13 protein-coding genes are annotated in these 13,647 nt (G+C 55.0%); 4 read left to right on the forward strand and 9 right to left on the reverse strand.

All coding sequences use genetic code 11. The features are described from left to right. Positions 1 to 5: 5 nt before the first annotated feature. The 7 genes from L1D43_RS18905 to L1D43_RS18935 all read right to left on the reverse strand — a co-directional run bounded on the left by L1D43_RS18905 (position 6) and on the right by L1D43_RS18935 (position 8,457). Positions 6 to 512 (reverse strand): nitrous oxide reductase accessory protein NosL, encoded by a 507-nt coding sequence (locus tag L1D43_RS18905; RefSeq protein ID WP_239854016.1) that lies wholly within the window; start codon positions 510 to 512, stop codon positions 6 to 8. Then, on the reverse strand, positions 512 to 1,330 hold the full coding sequence (locus L1D43_RS18910) for an ABC transporter permease subunit (protein ID WP_239854017.1): 819 nt from the start codon (positions 1,328 to 1,330) through the stop codon (positions 512 to 514). Before L1D43_RS18910 ends, L1D43_RS18905 begins: the two co-directional genes overlap by 1 nt. Beyond that, positions 1,327 to 2,280, reverse strand: a complete 954-nt coding sequence (locus L1D43_RS18915; protein ID WP_239854018.1) for an ABC transporter ATP-binding protein — start codon at positions 2,278 to 2,280, stop codon at positions 1,327 to 1,329. The genes L1D43_RS18910 and L1D43_RS18915 overlap by 4 nt, the downstream gene beginning before the upstream one ends. A 4-nt stretch (positions 2,281 to 2,284) precedes the next feature. After that, positions 2,285 to 3,553 carry a nitrous oxide reductase family maturation protein NosD gene (locus L1D43_RS18920; protein ID WP_239854019.1) on the reverse strand — a complete coding sequence of 423 codons (1,269 nt, stop codon included), beginning with the start codon at positions 3,551 to 3,553 and terminating at the stop codon, positions 2,285 to 2,287. Positions 3,554 to 3,741: 188 nt separating this feature from the next. Further along, a complete protein-coding gene (nosZ, locus tag L1D43_RS18925; protein WP_239854021.1) occupies positions 3,742 to 5,628 on the reverse strand; it encodes a TAT-dependent nitrous-oxide reductase in 1,887 nt (628 codons plus the stop codon). Between the two features lie 64 nt (positions 5,629 to 5,692). Further along, entirely contained in the window at positions 5,693 to 7,759 is a 2,067-nt protein-coding gene (locus L1D43_RS18930) for a NosR/NirI family protein (RefSeq protein ID WP_239854049.1), read from the reverse strand. 401 nt (positions 7,760 to 8,160) lie between these two features. Beyond that, positions 8,161 to 8,457: a cytochrome c gene (locus tag L1D43_RS18935; protein WP_239854023.1), complete on the reverse strand. Its 297-nt coding sequence runs from the start codon at positions 8,455 to 8,457 to the stop codon at positions 8,161 to 8,163. Positions 8,458 to 8,751: 294 nt separating this feature from the next. Between L1D43_RS18935 and L1D43_RS18940 the strand changes: the two genes are divergently transcribed. Beyond that, positions 8,752 to 9,204: a GNAT family N-acetyltransferase gene (locus L1D43_RS18940; protein WP_239854024.1), complete on the forward strand. Its 453-nt coding sequence runs from the start codon at positions 8,752 to 8,754 to the stop codon at positions 9,202 to 9,204. 79 nt (positions 9,205 to 9,283) lie between these two features. On the opposite strand, the gene L1D43_RS18945 is transcribed toward L1D43_RS18940, so the two are convergent. Continuing rightward, positions 9,284 to 9,475: a hypothetical protein gene (locus tag L1D43_RS18945; protein ID WP_235375369.1), complete on the reverse strand. Its 192-nt coding sequence runs from the start codon at positions 9,473 to 9,475 to the stop codon at positions 9,284 to 9,286. 295 nt (positions 9,476 to 9,770) lie between these two features. Between L1D43_RS18945 and L1D43_RS18950 the strand changes: the two genes are divergently transcribed. Beyond that, positions 9,771 to 10,649 carry a radical SAM protein gene (locus L1D43_RS18950; protein WP_239854025.1) on the forward strand — a complete coding sequence of 293 codons (879 nt, stop codon included), beginning with the start codon at positions 9,771 to 9,773 and terminating at the stop codon, positions 10,647 to 10,649. A gap of 41 nt (positions 10,650 to 10,690) precedes the next feature. Here the strand turns inward: L1D43_RS18950 and L1D43_RS18955 are convergent, their stop codons facing one another. Continuing rightward, a complete protein-coding gene (locus L1D43_RS18955; RefSeq protein ID WP_239854026.1) occupies positions 10,691 to 11,524 on the reverse strand; it encodes a mechanosensitive ion channel family protein in 834 nt (277 codons plus the stop codon). A 233-nt stretch (positions 11,525 to 11,757) separates the two neighbouring features. On the opposite strand from L1D43_RS18955, the gene L1D43_RS18960 reads away from it, so the two are divergent. Both L1D43_RS18960 and L1D43_RS18965 read left to right on the forward strand, forming a co-directional pair. Further along, positions 11,758 to 12,213 (forward strand): hypothetical protein, encoded by a 456-nt coding sequence (locus L1D43_RS18960; RefSeq protein WP_239854027.1) that lies wholly within the window; start codon positions 11,758 to 11,760, stop codon positions 12,211 to 12,213. Between the two features lie 223 nt (positions 12,214 to 12,436). After that, positions 12,437 to 13,612, forward strand: coding sequence for a type III PLP-dependent enzyme (locus L1D43_RS18965; protein WP_220043466.1), 1,176 nt, complete (start codon positions 12,437 to 12,439; stop codon positions 13,610 to 13,612). The last annotated feature ends 35 nt before the right edge of the window (positions 13,613 to 13,647 follow it).

Below are 13,647 nucleotides of genomic sequence, written 5' to 3' on the forward strand. Positions count from 1 at the left end.
CAGAGCTAGAGCATAGAGAGGCTGATCTGCCCGAAGGGGTAAACCTGGCCGCCAAATTCGGCGGCAAAGGCATTGGCATCTTGCTGCTTGCCAAAGCTGGCCAGCGTCTTACCCATGGCGCCCGTCTGGCTGGAACCCACTACGTACCAGGCCTGTCTGGCGTCGATGAAGTGGCTGTCCAGCGGCGCCTGCCAGGGGCTCTTGGCCATGTCGTGCACATAGATCTCCTTGACCTGCTTCCGGTATTCGGGATCCAGCAGGAAGCTGAACAGATCTCGGGTCGAGCAGAACTTCTTCACCGTCTCTTCTGTCTTGAGATAGAGCTCGCCCTTGGGGCCGGGGAAGTTACCGATCAACATGCCGCACAGGTGACACTCGTCGCCGTGCTCCATGGCCACCGCCTGACGAATTGGACTCGAGTTATCCTCTTGGCCACAGGCACTAAGGCCCAGCAGGAACAGGCAGAATAGGCTAACGAAGAGTGACGAGCTTGAATTTAAGGTTTGGCGCATTAGAGTGTCTTCCTGTTAAAGATGAGGGCGGCTAAAGAGAGCGGAGCGAATACCCAGGCGAGCAGCAAGGAGAATAAACCTCCAGCCGACATGCTGCTGTTGATGGCCACCGCCAGCACACCGTTGATATCCTTGGTATCCAGACTGGCGAGATTCACCAGGCGGAAGAGATCCGCTGGATTGAGCATCATCAGCTGCACCAGCTGCTGCTGACTCAGCCCCTCCTCTATGCCGACCAACACCGCCAGCAGGGCGAGGTCGAACACCAATACGAAGAAGAACCAGAGCATCAGCGCCAGCCCGGCGGCCTTAGACTTCTCACTCACCGACAGGCTGATCACGTAGGCGATGCTGATAAAGCAGAGGCCGAGCAGGATCGCCGTGGCGATGAAGAGGCCGAAGCTCTGCAGCACGGCGCTTGGGTCTGACTGGCTGGCCAGTAGCACAGCGGCGCTACCGAAGCCCAGGCTGGTGGCCAGCGCCATGATGGCGCCCTGGCCGACAAACTTGCCCAACAAGAGCTGGGTGTGGCTGATAGGATAGGTGAGCAGTAAGAGCAGGGTGCCGGCCTCCTGTTCGCCGACGAAACTGTCGTAGGCCAGCAGCAGGGCGATCAGCGGGATCAGAAACACCGCCAGGCTCGATAGGCTGGCGATGGTGGAGGACAGTGAGACGCTGCCCAGCTGCCCAGAGGCGACCGAGCCATAGTAGCTGAGTCCCAGGGAGAGCACGGCGAAGATGAGGGTGATGGAGATCAGCCAGCGATTACGTAGCCCGTCCTGAAACTCCTTGATGGCGACGGCGAGAATGGCATTCATTGTGTTGGCGCTCCTTGGTGGCTGGCATCCGGGCTGCTTGCGCCGACGCCCTGGCCGAGATAATGCTGGTAGACGCGCTCAAGATCGGCGGGTTCGACGCGAATATCCCCCAGCTGATCCAGCTCGACCAGCTGACGTATGATGGCGAGCTTCTGCTGCTCGGGTACCAGTAGTTGATCCGGGGCGATCAGGTATGGTGTGAATCTGGCATCCTGTTTCAGGGCGCCGTTGAGCCCCTGGGTCTTGATGGCCACGGGGAGTTTCGCCTGCAGCCTGAGCTCGCTCAGGCTGCCTTTGGCCAGCAGGCGGCCGCCGGAGATGATCAACGCGCGGTCGATATGCTGCTCGACGCCGGGCAGCACGTGGGAGCAGAGTATGATGCTGGCGCCCTCGCTCTTGAGCTTGTCTACGCTGGCGTAAAACTCCTGGGTGGCGATGGGATCCAGCCCCACGGTCGGTTCATCGAGCAATAGCAGCTTAGGGCTGCCCAGAAAGGCTTGTGCCAGGCCAAGACGCTGACGCATCCCCTTGGAGTAGGTCTTGACCTGACGATCCATGGCGTGGGTCAGGCCCACCTGCTGCAGGAGTTGCTCGATCGCCTGTTTAGGCACCGACTTGAGCCGGGCAAAGTAGCGCAGCACCTCGCGTCCTGTGAGCTGATCGTAGAAGCTGACATTCTCGGGCAGGTAGCCAACCTGTTTGCGGGCCTCGAAGGCTTGCTTGGAGAGGGGATCCTGGCCAAATACCTTCACCTGGCCGTCTGAGGGCGGGATGATCCCCAGCACCAGTTTCATTATGGTGGTCTTGCCGGCGCCGTTGTGGCCAAACAGCCCCATGACTTCGCCGGGGAATAGCTCAAAGTCGACCTGCTGGAGCGCGGCGACCTTGCCATAGTGCTTGGCGACACCGCTTAGGGAGACTATGGGTCTCGAAGGAGAAGATGCTTGCATTGTGTCACTCTGCCTCATTAATAACTGCCTGCGGGGCACCCAGAGAGGGGGCCTGCATGAGTGGAAAACTGTCTTTGACGCCTACGGGTTTGAGCACAGGAAACTGGGTCTGTATCCAGCGCAGTATAAGCACTGCTGGGCTGTCCAGCAGCATCTTGGCCTCAGGATATTGCCAGATCAGCTTGTCGATACCGTCGTTGGGCTCGAAGGGTCTGTCGCCATAGCCGTCGTTGTCGAGATCCCAGCCCAGGTAGTTGCTCCAGAAGTTACCGGCGCCATCCTGGCTCCATTCTGCCTGACGGTTGGCGACATATTTCACCTGCACAGGATTGTTGATGAAGCTGTTAGCAAACACCTTGGTATGCTCCGAGCCTGCGGTGAGGTGTATGCCTATCTCGGCGGTGTCGATCAGGTTATGATCTATGCTGTTGTAGGCCGAGTTATAGACAAACAGCCCCTTGCCTTCACGGCCCAGTACCTTGTTTTCCGGCTTGGTCCAGACGCGGTAGATGCGGTTAAGGCTGATCTCAGAGTAGGTGATGAAATTCATCAGGAAGCCATAGTCCTGGCTGTCGCGGCTCTCGTTGCCGCTCACGGTGAGATGGCGTGAGCTCATCAGGGCATAACCGGCGCGGGTGTCGTAGGCCAGGTTGTCCAGCACTTGATTGCTATGGGAATACATGTAATGGATCCCGTAACGCAGGTCATGCATGGTGTTGTTTTTAATGGTGTTGTGTTGACTTGAGATGATGTAGATACCGTCGCGGGTCTGGCTGACCTCGTTGTCGCTCACCTCGACATTCTGCACTATGGATAGCTGGATCCCATTGCCTCTGTCGGCGGATCTGAGCGCCGGGTTGCCCTCGATACGATTGTGATGAACCTTGATCTCTTTACCTTTCTGCAGCCAGATACCGAAGCCATCACCTTTTAGCTGATTCTCTCTGATAGTGAGCTGGCTGGCGCTTTGGTCCGAGTAGATACCGGCGTTCTGCGCCGTGAGATCATCGCCCCAGTTGACGATCCTGAGTCTTTCTATGGTGACGTTAGAGCTTTGCAGTAGCAGTGCATTGCTCTTGCCCTGAGCGTCTATGATGCTGGTGTAGCCATCGGCGCCAGAGAGGGTTACTCCCTTGTTGATGATGAAGTTGCCCTGGTAGCGGCCCGGTTGTAGCTGGATGGTATCTCCCGCTTTGGCACTCTCTAGCACCTGCTGAAGATCTTGCTCGGGCGTCACCTGGATATCCGCCGCCTGAGTGGGCAGCGCCAGCATGATACAAAGCATTGTGCATAGCAGGCTAGATATAGTCTTGGGTGTTTCTTGGCTGTGGTTCAAAGCGTTTTACACCTCTTGCGCTTATCGCTTTTATTTTTTTCCGCTTTTTACTTGCTTATTTTTACCGCTGTTCTCATCGAGAAGGCAGACGCCTGACGCGGGGGCATCAGACGCCAGCCTTTCACTTAGGCTTCTACCAACATGCGGCCACGCATCTCCATGTGCAGGGCGTGACAGAACCAGTTGCAGTAGTACCACTGTACCCCTGGCTTGTCGGCGATGAAGGTGACAGATGCCGTGGCCTGAGGGCCAATCTCCATCTGTACGCCATGGTTGGTCATACAGAAGCCGTGGGTCACGTCTTCCACCTGATCTAGGTTGGTGACCACTACCGTGACTTCGTCGCCCAGCTTGACCTTAAACTCGCTCATGCCGTAGTTGGGCGCGACCGAGGTCATGTAGACGCGAACCTTGTTGCCATCGCGGATCACCTTGTTGTCCATCATCAGGCGTACGCCATCTTTCTTGGCCATGGCAACGGTATCGGCAAACAGAGGATCGTCACGGGTCCACAGCTTCTTCGGCTTGAGCTTGCTGCGATGTACTATGATGCAGTCATGGGGCTCGGCGAAAGTCGGGCCGTCGTGTACCAGCTTCATCTCGTCGCCTGAGATATCGATCAGTTGGTCGTTCTCTGGACGCAGCGGGCCAACGGGCAGGAATCTGTCCTTGGAGAACTTACACAGAGATACCAACCACTTGCCATCGGCGTCACGGGTTTCGCCCTGAGAGGTATGGTTGTGGCCCGGTTGATAGTGCACGTCCAGTTTCTGGCGCAGGTAATTCACCTTCTTGCCCTGATAGGCCTGAATCGCCTCTTCTACGTTCCACTTGGCGATCTGGCTGTCGAGGAAGAGGGTGGTGTAGGCGTAGCCCTTGTTGTCGAACGCCGTATGTAGCGGGCCAAGGCCCAGCTCTGGCTCACCGACGATGGCGTCTCTTGGCTTGATCTTGTCGTCGAACAGATCGTCCAGCTTCTCGATAGAGATGATAGAGACGGTCGGCGATAGCTTGCCGTTGGCGACAAAGTACTTGCCGCTCGGCGAGGTATTCAGGCCATGAGGCGACTTAGGCACGGGAATGTAGCGGGTCAGATCTGAACCCTTACGACCGTCCAGTACGGGGATCTTGTTGCCGTTGTAGGTCTTGAACTTACCGGCCTTGACCGCGGCTTCACAGCGGGCCAGGTTGAAGATCACCACATGGTCACGCTCGGCGGTGATCATCTCGCTGAGGTTCATGCCCATCTCTGAGTTGTAGCAGGTAGAGGCAAAGTACTTGCCGTCATAGTCGGCGTCTGTGTTATCCAGGTTACCATCGACCATGACCTGGAAGGCCACTTCCATCTTCTCGGCGTCGATCACGTTGAACAGTGAGCGGTAGGTGCTGACATCTTCCAATGTCTCCTTACCATTGTTGTCCATGGGGATCTCGAACTCGCCGTTACAGATGACATACTTGGTATAAGGAACCTTCTGTACGCGCAGACCGTGGATGGCCTGGGCGTTAGGCACAGTGATCATCTTATCTGTCTTCATGACGTCACAACGGATACGCGCCACGCGTGTGTTGGCCTTGTCATTGATAAACAGATACTTACCATCGTAACGACCATCCTGCATACTCATGTGAGGATGGTGGGCGTCGCCAGCCATCAGGTGAGCGCTGTCGCCCTTGACCGCCTTACTTTCGTTGGTGATGCCCCAGCCGGTGGCGCTGTCTATGTTGAATACCGGGATGCGCATCAGCTCGCGCATAGAAGGCAGGCCCATGATACGGACTTCGCCAGAGTGTCCACCGCTCCAGAAACCATAATATTCGTCCAGTTCACCCGGATGCACCACTGGGCTGTTGCCAGCCTCGGCCGCCTGGGCCTTGGCCATCGAGGCGAACATGGCGGCGCTCATGGGCGCGGCGACTGCGCCGGCGCCGAGTAGGGCCGTCTTGCCCATAAACTCGCGTCGACCAGCGTTCTCCAACTGGTTTGCCGGTTTGTTATTGTTATCTTGCATAGTCCATCTCCATCATAGTTGTATTGACTTTAATTACCTGCACTTAAATGTGTGTTGCTTGGTCCTATACGGCAGTGACCGTTGGGATCTCTTGTTCCTTATATTGCTTGCGCTTACGGGCCATCTTCTTCAGCGGTGGGCACTTCTCCTCGTTGAAATAGGTCACCTGACAGTCGAGGCAGTAGTGGCACTCGCGCATATTGATCACCCCGTTGGGATGAATCGCCTGGATCTCGCACTCTTTGGCACAGGTCTTACAAGGCGTGCCGCATTCCGGGCGACGCTTGAGCCAGTCGAACAGTCGCACGCTATTACTCACCGACAGCGCGGCGCCCAGCGGGCAGAGATAGCGGCAGAAGGTCTTGCGATTAAACAGGCTGGAAAAGATCATCAAGAGCGCCCAGAGGATGAAGGGCCACTCGCGATCGAACTTGAGCAAGAAGGTGGTCTTGAAGGGTTCGATCTCGGCAAATTGTTCGGCCATGGCCAGGGAATCCAGCGACAGGCCAAACAGCGCCAGTAAAATCAGATACTTGATGGCCCACAGGCGCTCGTGCACGGCGAAGGGCAGCTCTATTTGCGGCAGCTTCAGGTAGCGGCCGGCAACATTGACCAACTCCTGCAGCGCGCCGAAGGGGCAGAGCCAGCCGCAGTAGACGGCGCGGCCCCACAGCAGCATGGTGACCGCGGCGGCGCACCAGAGAATGAAGATGATGGGATCGAGCAGGAAGAGATCCCAGGAGAAATCCTTCATCAGGGCGTGCAGGAAGGTGAACACGTTGACTACCGAGAGCTGTCCGCCCCAACTCCAGCCGATCACGACCACTGTCACTACCAGGAAGCCATGGCGCAGGCGGTGCATGAAGGTAGGGTGTTTGACCAGAATATCCTGGAAGAAGAGGATAAGCAGCAAGACGCCCATGAGGATCAGCAGCAACACGACTTCTACCTGTCTGTCATGCCAGATCTGCTGCACCATGGTGAGTTCGGGTTCTGGGACTATGGCGACCGGGGTGTCCACATACTTATCGAGCGGATCGTACTGACCCTTAAAGCTGGTGAACAGGCTGTCGATAGGGCCCGTCTGGCGTCTGACCAAGAGTTCGAATTGCCAAGGGGCACCCGGGTCGAATTCATGATGCTGGGCGATGCGAAACACAGACATCTCATTAAATTTGGGTGCGCCCTGGATGTAGAGGTCGCTGATACGGTTATGGTCCAGATCTCTAAAGGAGATGGCGTTATCTTTCTGATGCACCTGGATGCGATCGAAGATACCGCCGCGCACATAACCTGAGCCCTTGAAGGAGTAGCCGTTGCCCATGACGGCCACCAGGTGCTCGCCGGGTTGCAGCGTCTGCATCAGCCACTGATAGTCGGCCTCGCCGAAGAGGTTCTTGCCTATGGTGGGGATGTCCGCCAGGGTGTAATAGATCTCGGCAAACATCTCCTGTTTTTGATCGGCATCGGCCTTGTCGACCTCCTCGGCGGCGGTGCCCATGAAGGCTTCGTCGACGGCGCCGCGGTTCAGATAAAGCTTGCGGATGGAGCCGTCGCCGGTGAGTTGCTGCCAGTTGGCCTGGGTAAAGAGTTCCTGTTTGATGATCGAGATGGGCTGAACTTGGTCGGCCTGTTGCTCGATGATCCCGAGCGCGATGGCGGCCTGGGTGGCGGCCTTGGTGATCGCCACGTTCATCACCATGACGGTCACCGTCGCGCCGGAGAGGCCGTCGATGGCGACTATGCCCTCCTTCTCGTTACCGCCCACCTTGAGCCTGTCCTTGACCGACAGCCCGGTATATTGCTCGGCAAACTTCCACAGCTTACTCTCGGGGATCCCCGCCAGGATGATGGGTTCATGGTGCTCCAGCACCTTAGCGCCCAGGTATTTACCCGCTGGATCTATGGCGACGAGTATGTTGACCGGCTCGCCCGAGTAGGCAGGAATGCGAGCAATATCATTGGTTTCAAAGCCATAGCCTAAGATCTGCTCGTCTTGGTAGATGGTCCTTAGGGCAGGCTCGCCCTGCTTGTCTGAGATACGGGTCGCATTTGGAAATAGCTCATGCAGGATAGGCAGGGGATCTTTTGGCGGGCTGACGAACAGGGCGTAGCTGGGCGTGGCAAGCATAAGTGCCAGCATGAGTGCCAGTAGGGTGAGTAAAATCCATTTTGCCTGTGTCGTATGGTGTATCAATCTTGCCACTCGAACGCTCCTACAGTCAGTCTCAAGGTGTGTCAACCTAGCGTTATCTATAGTGCATCCTAAATGCATCTTTATGTTTGTGACGTGATTGAGATCAAATAAATTGCAAATTTGTTAATTTGACAGGCTTTTTGCGAGTGCGGTGCGGGGGCTGGATCACCCTGGCGGGCGGTTAACAAGTGGCATTTAAATTGAGTTGGCCGCCTTGTTATTAATTACTTTTTTATTAACTGAATGGTTAGCGCTAAATGACAGGTCGCGTCACCCGAGCTATGGGCCGCGACCTGCTGAGAGAGTATAGTAGCTCTCGATGAACTAGGACCGATTTATTTCAGGCTCTCGTAATAGGCCGCCAGGTTGGCGATATCTTCGTCTGTCAGTGGCATAGCCATAGGTGCCATGACTGGGTCTTGACGTGTACCTTCTTTAAAGGCTTTCAGTTGCTTCTCAATGTATTGAGCCTTCTGACCTTTGAGGTTAGGGTAGATGGGCGCTAGCGAGATACCGTCCGCACCGTGGCAGGCGGCACAAAGCATAGATTTTGCTTTACCGGCTTCGATATCGCCTGCGTGTGCCGACAGCGTGAATAGGCTTGCAAAAGCGATGAGGGCAATCTTTTTCATATGAACTCCATTTAAATAAGTTCTTTATTTTTAAGAACAATTGTTGTCGCAATATCTGATGACAGACGACTTAGGTCATCTAAAAATAGGCGGCGTCAATCGAATGCTTCCTAGTTTAGACTGGGTTAAATTGGGCATGTGAATCTTAGGTGTATTTATAATGTATGTATTTGACTAAGGTCAAGTCTAGCCGAAATTTGGGGCAGGTATCACATCTTGTCATCTCGTTGTAGACGCAGGAATAATCTAAATATAACAAGCAAGTGACTCAGGATTAACGATAAGGGGATTGTAGTGCGTTGGGAGAATCTGGCGTTTGCCGAGTTGAGCCGCGAGCGGCTCTACGAGCTGCTCAAATTGCGCGTAGATGTGTTTGTGGTGGAACAGGCCTGTGTCTATCCCGAGCTGGATGGCAAGGACACCCTGTCCGAGACCCGCCATCTGTTAGGTCTGGATGAGCAGGGAGAGATTGCCGCCTATGCCAGAATCCTGGCCCCAGGGGTGAGCTACCCTCAGGCCAGCATAGGCCGTGTCATAGTGGCGCCATCGGCCCGGGGCGCGGGCGTTGCTAAGCCATTGATGCTGGAGGCGATCGCTATTGCCAGGCAGGCGTGGCCAGAGCAGGGAATTCAGATTGGCGCTCAGGAATACCTTAAGGGTTTCTATCAAGGGGTGGGGTTTAGGCCCGTGTCAGAGGTCTATCTGGAGGATGGTATTCCCCATCTCGACATGCTGCTCGATAGGTGAGGAAATCTGGCGGGGACAAATAGAGGAGCACAGGGTGTGCTCCTCTATGGTTGGGTAATTAAGCCGTCAGGCTTGTCAGTCACAGCGTCAGCGACTGTTCCCTGAGTTGGATCTTAGGATCATGTTCAACTTCGCCATATCTGTCTATGGTAGACAGCTGGCTCTGTTGGGCGATGATCGCCAGTGGACCCGAAGGCAAATGGCGAACAAACAACAGCCGATACCCGTATCGATGCAGGCTATAGAGGGCCATCTTTTGTTCCGCACTCATCGAGCTCCAATGCTCATCATGATGCAGGACGTTCCCTCGCCTGTCTTGCAGTTGCTGTGCTATTTGCATGTTATTATCTACACGTTTGTCGGCCGATGTAGCCAATATTTCTTTCTGTGCTGGCACCGCCAGCCAGTTTTAAAAGATTAATCTTAATTAGATTAACGTCAGTCATTTTACTGACTTTAATTGGGCATTAATTGAACGAGATCAATTTATGGGGCGAGAAGTGGGCCCGAAAGCGAAAAATTATGAAAATGCTCACATCTTGGTCATATTTTGAGACAGGCATAAAATGATTAATTATATCGAGCCGTTATTTCGGCCGCCTTCCGAGTGGAAGTCCCTCATACTCCAAGTCACCAATGGTTGTAGCTGGAATCGCTGCCATTTCTGCGACATGTATACCGCGCCGCAGAAGCAATTTCGTGCACAAAAAATAAATAAAATTGCAGAGGATATTCAACGGGTCGCCCAGCAAAATCTGCCGATCTCAAGGGTATTCCTCGCCGATGGCGATGCCATGAGCCTGCCCTTTAATCGCCTGGAAGCCATCTGTCTGTTGATCCGTGAGCATCTGCCCCAGGTGACCCGCATCAGCAGCTACTGCCTGCCGCGCAATCTCAACAATAAGACGGATGCGCAGCTCACCCGGCTCAGAGAGCTGGGGCTTAGCCTGCTGTATGTGGGCTGCGAGAGTGGGGACGATGAGGTGCTGGCCCGTATTGAGAAGGGGGAGACCTTCGACTCCTCCTTGATGGCACTTAAGCGGATACGCGCCGCCGGCATGAAGTCTTCCGTGATGATACTCAATGGCTTGGGGGGCGTGGAGCTGTCCAGGCAACACGCGCTTAACTCGGCGCGCCTGATGAATGAGGCGCAGCCGGATTATCTGTCGACCCTGGTGGTGACGCTGCCCCTCGGCAAGGCGCGCATGGACGCCGGATTCGACGGTGATTTCAAACTGCCGGACCAACATGGCCTGCTGAGAGAGATGCAACTGCTGCTCGGTGAACTTGAGCTTGAGAAGACCATATTCAGGTCAGATCACGCCTCTAACTATCTGGTGCTCAAGGGGATATTAGGCCGTGACAAGCAAAGCCTGCTGGCCCAGGTCGAGCAGGCGATTCAGGGGCTGGTGCCCCTGCGCCAGGAGTGGCAGCGCGGCCTCTAGGCCTGCGCCTGGTGTTTTTGGCGCTAGCGCTCGATAAGACTTTATCGCTCGATATGGATCTCGCGCACCGGGCAGGGGATCTCTATGCCGGCCTGACGCAACGCGTTGATTAGATCCAGGTTGACCTGGTACTTATTCTGATAGTAGCGATTGGTGGGCACCCAGTAACGCAGGCCTACCTCTAAGCCTATGCTGTTGAAGCCGTTGATGCCTATCTGGGGGGCGCGCTCCTGATTCACCTCTTGGTTGGCATCCAGGACTCGCTGGGCGATGGCCAGCACCCGGTTGGCATCTGCGGCGTAGCTGATGTTGAAACGTATCTCGACCAGCTTTTCGCTAAAGGAGTTGTGCAGGATCTCGCCCACGATGTGCTTGTTGGGGATGCTGATCACCTCGCCTTCCTCGTTGGTGAGTAGGGTCAGCCCCAGGTGAATGCTCTTGACCACGCCGCTGACCCCCTGGATCTCTATGGTGTTGCCCACCACGAAGGGGCGGGTCACGATTATGGTGACGCCCGCCGCGTAGTTAGAGAGCATGCCCTGCAGTGCCAGGCCGGCACCCAGGGAGGCGGCACCTATGGCGGCGACCATAGGCGTGATGCTAATCCCAAGCTTGCCCAGGGCGATAACCCCCACCATGACTATGATGAGAATGCGTACCAGGTTGGAGACAAAGTTGCTCAGGGTGATGTCGATCTCATGCTTCTCAAACTGGCTAGCCACCAAGTTGGAGATCTTATTGGCGACCCAGAGGCCCAACAGGAAGATCAGTAGGGCGCCGACCAGCTGGAAGCTGTATTTCACCAGAAACTCGGTCAACAGGTTGTAGACATTTTGCAGTTGCGCCAGCTCCTGCTCCAGACCATTCTCATTCATAACACTCATCCTAAAATTTGCCCCGAACGTCGCCCGCCCGGCCGTGGATTCTAACCTGGGTATGTTACTTAATATTCAATGGCTTGATAACCAATATCTCACCCATGTCCCATGACAATAATTAGCGTGAAGCATATCAAGCTATTGGCATGCATCCGAGGGCATGACGACCAGTATAAGATATAGTCTATTTCACCCCTAAGTAACCTAACCTTTATCGTGAAAGAGGCATTATGAAAGCGCTAATTTTGGCTGTGGGCGTGCTGTTTTCGGCTGCGAGCCTAGCCAGCAGCCTGACCACGGGTGACCGTATCGAGGCGATCACCCTGGTGGATCAACATCAAGCCGTGTGGGAGCTCAACACCAATACTCAGGTTTTACTCTTTAGTCGTGGCATGAAAGGAGGGCAGATCATTCAGGAGGCGCTGGAGTCGCTGGATGCGCCCATGCCGGACAACTGGCGCTATGTCGCCGATATCAGCGGTATGCCCTCTTTGATCGCCAAGTTTGCGGCGATCCCCAAGATGCAAGATCTTAACTTCGCCATCGGCCTAGATCAGGAGGGCGAGGCGACTCATCTATTGCCCGGTGACAAGGAGACGGCGACAGTGATCACCCTGGAGGGGCTCAAGGTGATCAAGGTAGTGAGCGTCGATTCGGCCAAGGCCCTGCTCGAGGCGGTGAAATAGCGCGAAAAGTGTGAGCTAAAGGTTGTAGGGATTTTCCTTACTAATTAATTACTTAGCTTGGATTTTGTCCTGTTAAAAATCAGGTTATCCGTTTTGGAATAAAAATTTATTTATTAAGCATAAAAATTCGTTGATCTCGACGAAAAAATAGCGTTTACTTCGCAGCGATTTTTAACCGAATCACGCTAAATTATTTTTATTCTGCTACGGAGATACTGGCGAGATGAGCCAATTTCAAGCGATTGATGTTAATGAGTATTATGACCAAGCTACCTTTGAGCGTATCAAGGCGTTTGCTCAGGATAAACCGACACCTTTCGTGGTGATTGACACTAAAATCATTGCAAAACAATATGATGACATGGTGCATAACTTCCCTTATGCCAGTATCTACTATGCCGTCAAGGCTAACCCGGCCAAGGAGGTATTGACCCTGCTGCGTGACCGTGGCGCCAATTTCGATATCGCCTCTATCTATGAGCTGGATATGGTGAGCGACATCGGCGTGACGCCCGACAGAGTCAGCTATGGCAACACCATCAAGAAGCGCAAAGATGTGCGCGCCTTCTATGAGCGCGGCGTGCGCATGTACGCCTCTGATTCCGAGGCCGACCTGCGTATGATCGCCGAGGAGGCGCCGGGTTCGCGCGTCTACGTACGCATCCTGACCGAAGGCACCCACACCGCTGACTGGCCCCTGTCGCGTAAGTTCGGCTGCCAGAATGAGATGGCCTTCGAGTTGCTGGTGCTGGCCAAGACGCTGGGGCTGGAACCCTATGGCATCTCGTTTCATGTGGGCTCACAGCAACGGGACATAGGTGCCTGGGACTCGGCCATCGCCAAGGTGAAGAGCATCTTCGAGCGCCTGCGTGAAGAGCATGGCATCGAACTGAAGATGATCAACCTGGGCGGCGGTTTCCCGGCGAACTATCTGGACAAGACCAACGAGCTGGGTACCTACGCCGAGCAGATCACCCACTTCCTCAAAGAGGACTTTGGCGATCAGCTGCCGCAGATCATCCTGGAGCCTGGCCGCTCCCTGCTCTCTAATGCCGGTGTGCTGGTGTCTGAGGTGGTGCTGATCAGCAAGAAGTCGCAGACGGCATTGGAGCGCTGGGTATTTACCGACGTGGGTAAGTTTTCGGGCCTTATCGAGACCATGGATGAGGCGATCAAATTCCCCATCTATACCGAGCGTCAGGGTGAGTTGGATCGCTGCGTGATCGCCGGCCCGACCTGTGACAGTGCCGACATCATGTATGAGCACTACAGCTACGGCCTGCCGCTGGATCTGACTATCGGCGATCGCATGTACTGGCTGACGGCCGGCGCCTATACCACCACCTACTCGGCGGTCTGCTTCAACGGCTTCCCGCCGCTGAAGGATTACTATCTGTAGTAGATAGAATTTCTAAGAGATAAGAAAAGGGCGCC

The organism is Shewanella sp. Isolate8 (assembly GCF_022398495.1).
In the GTDB taxonomy this organism is placed as follows: Bacteria; Pseudomonadota; Gammaproteobacteria; order Enterobacterales; family Shewanellaceae; genus Shewanella; species Shewanella aquimarina.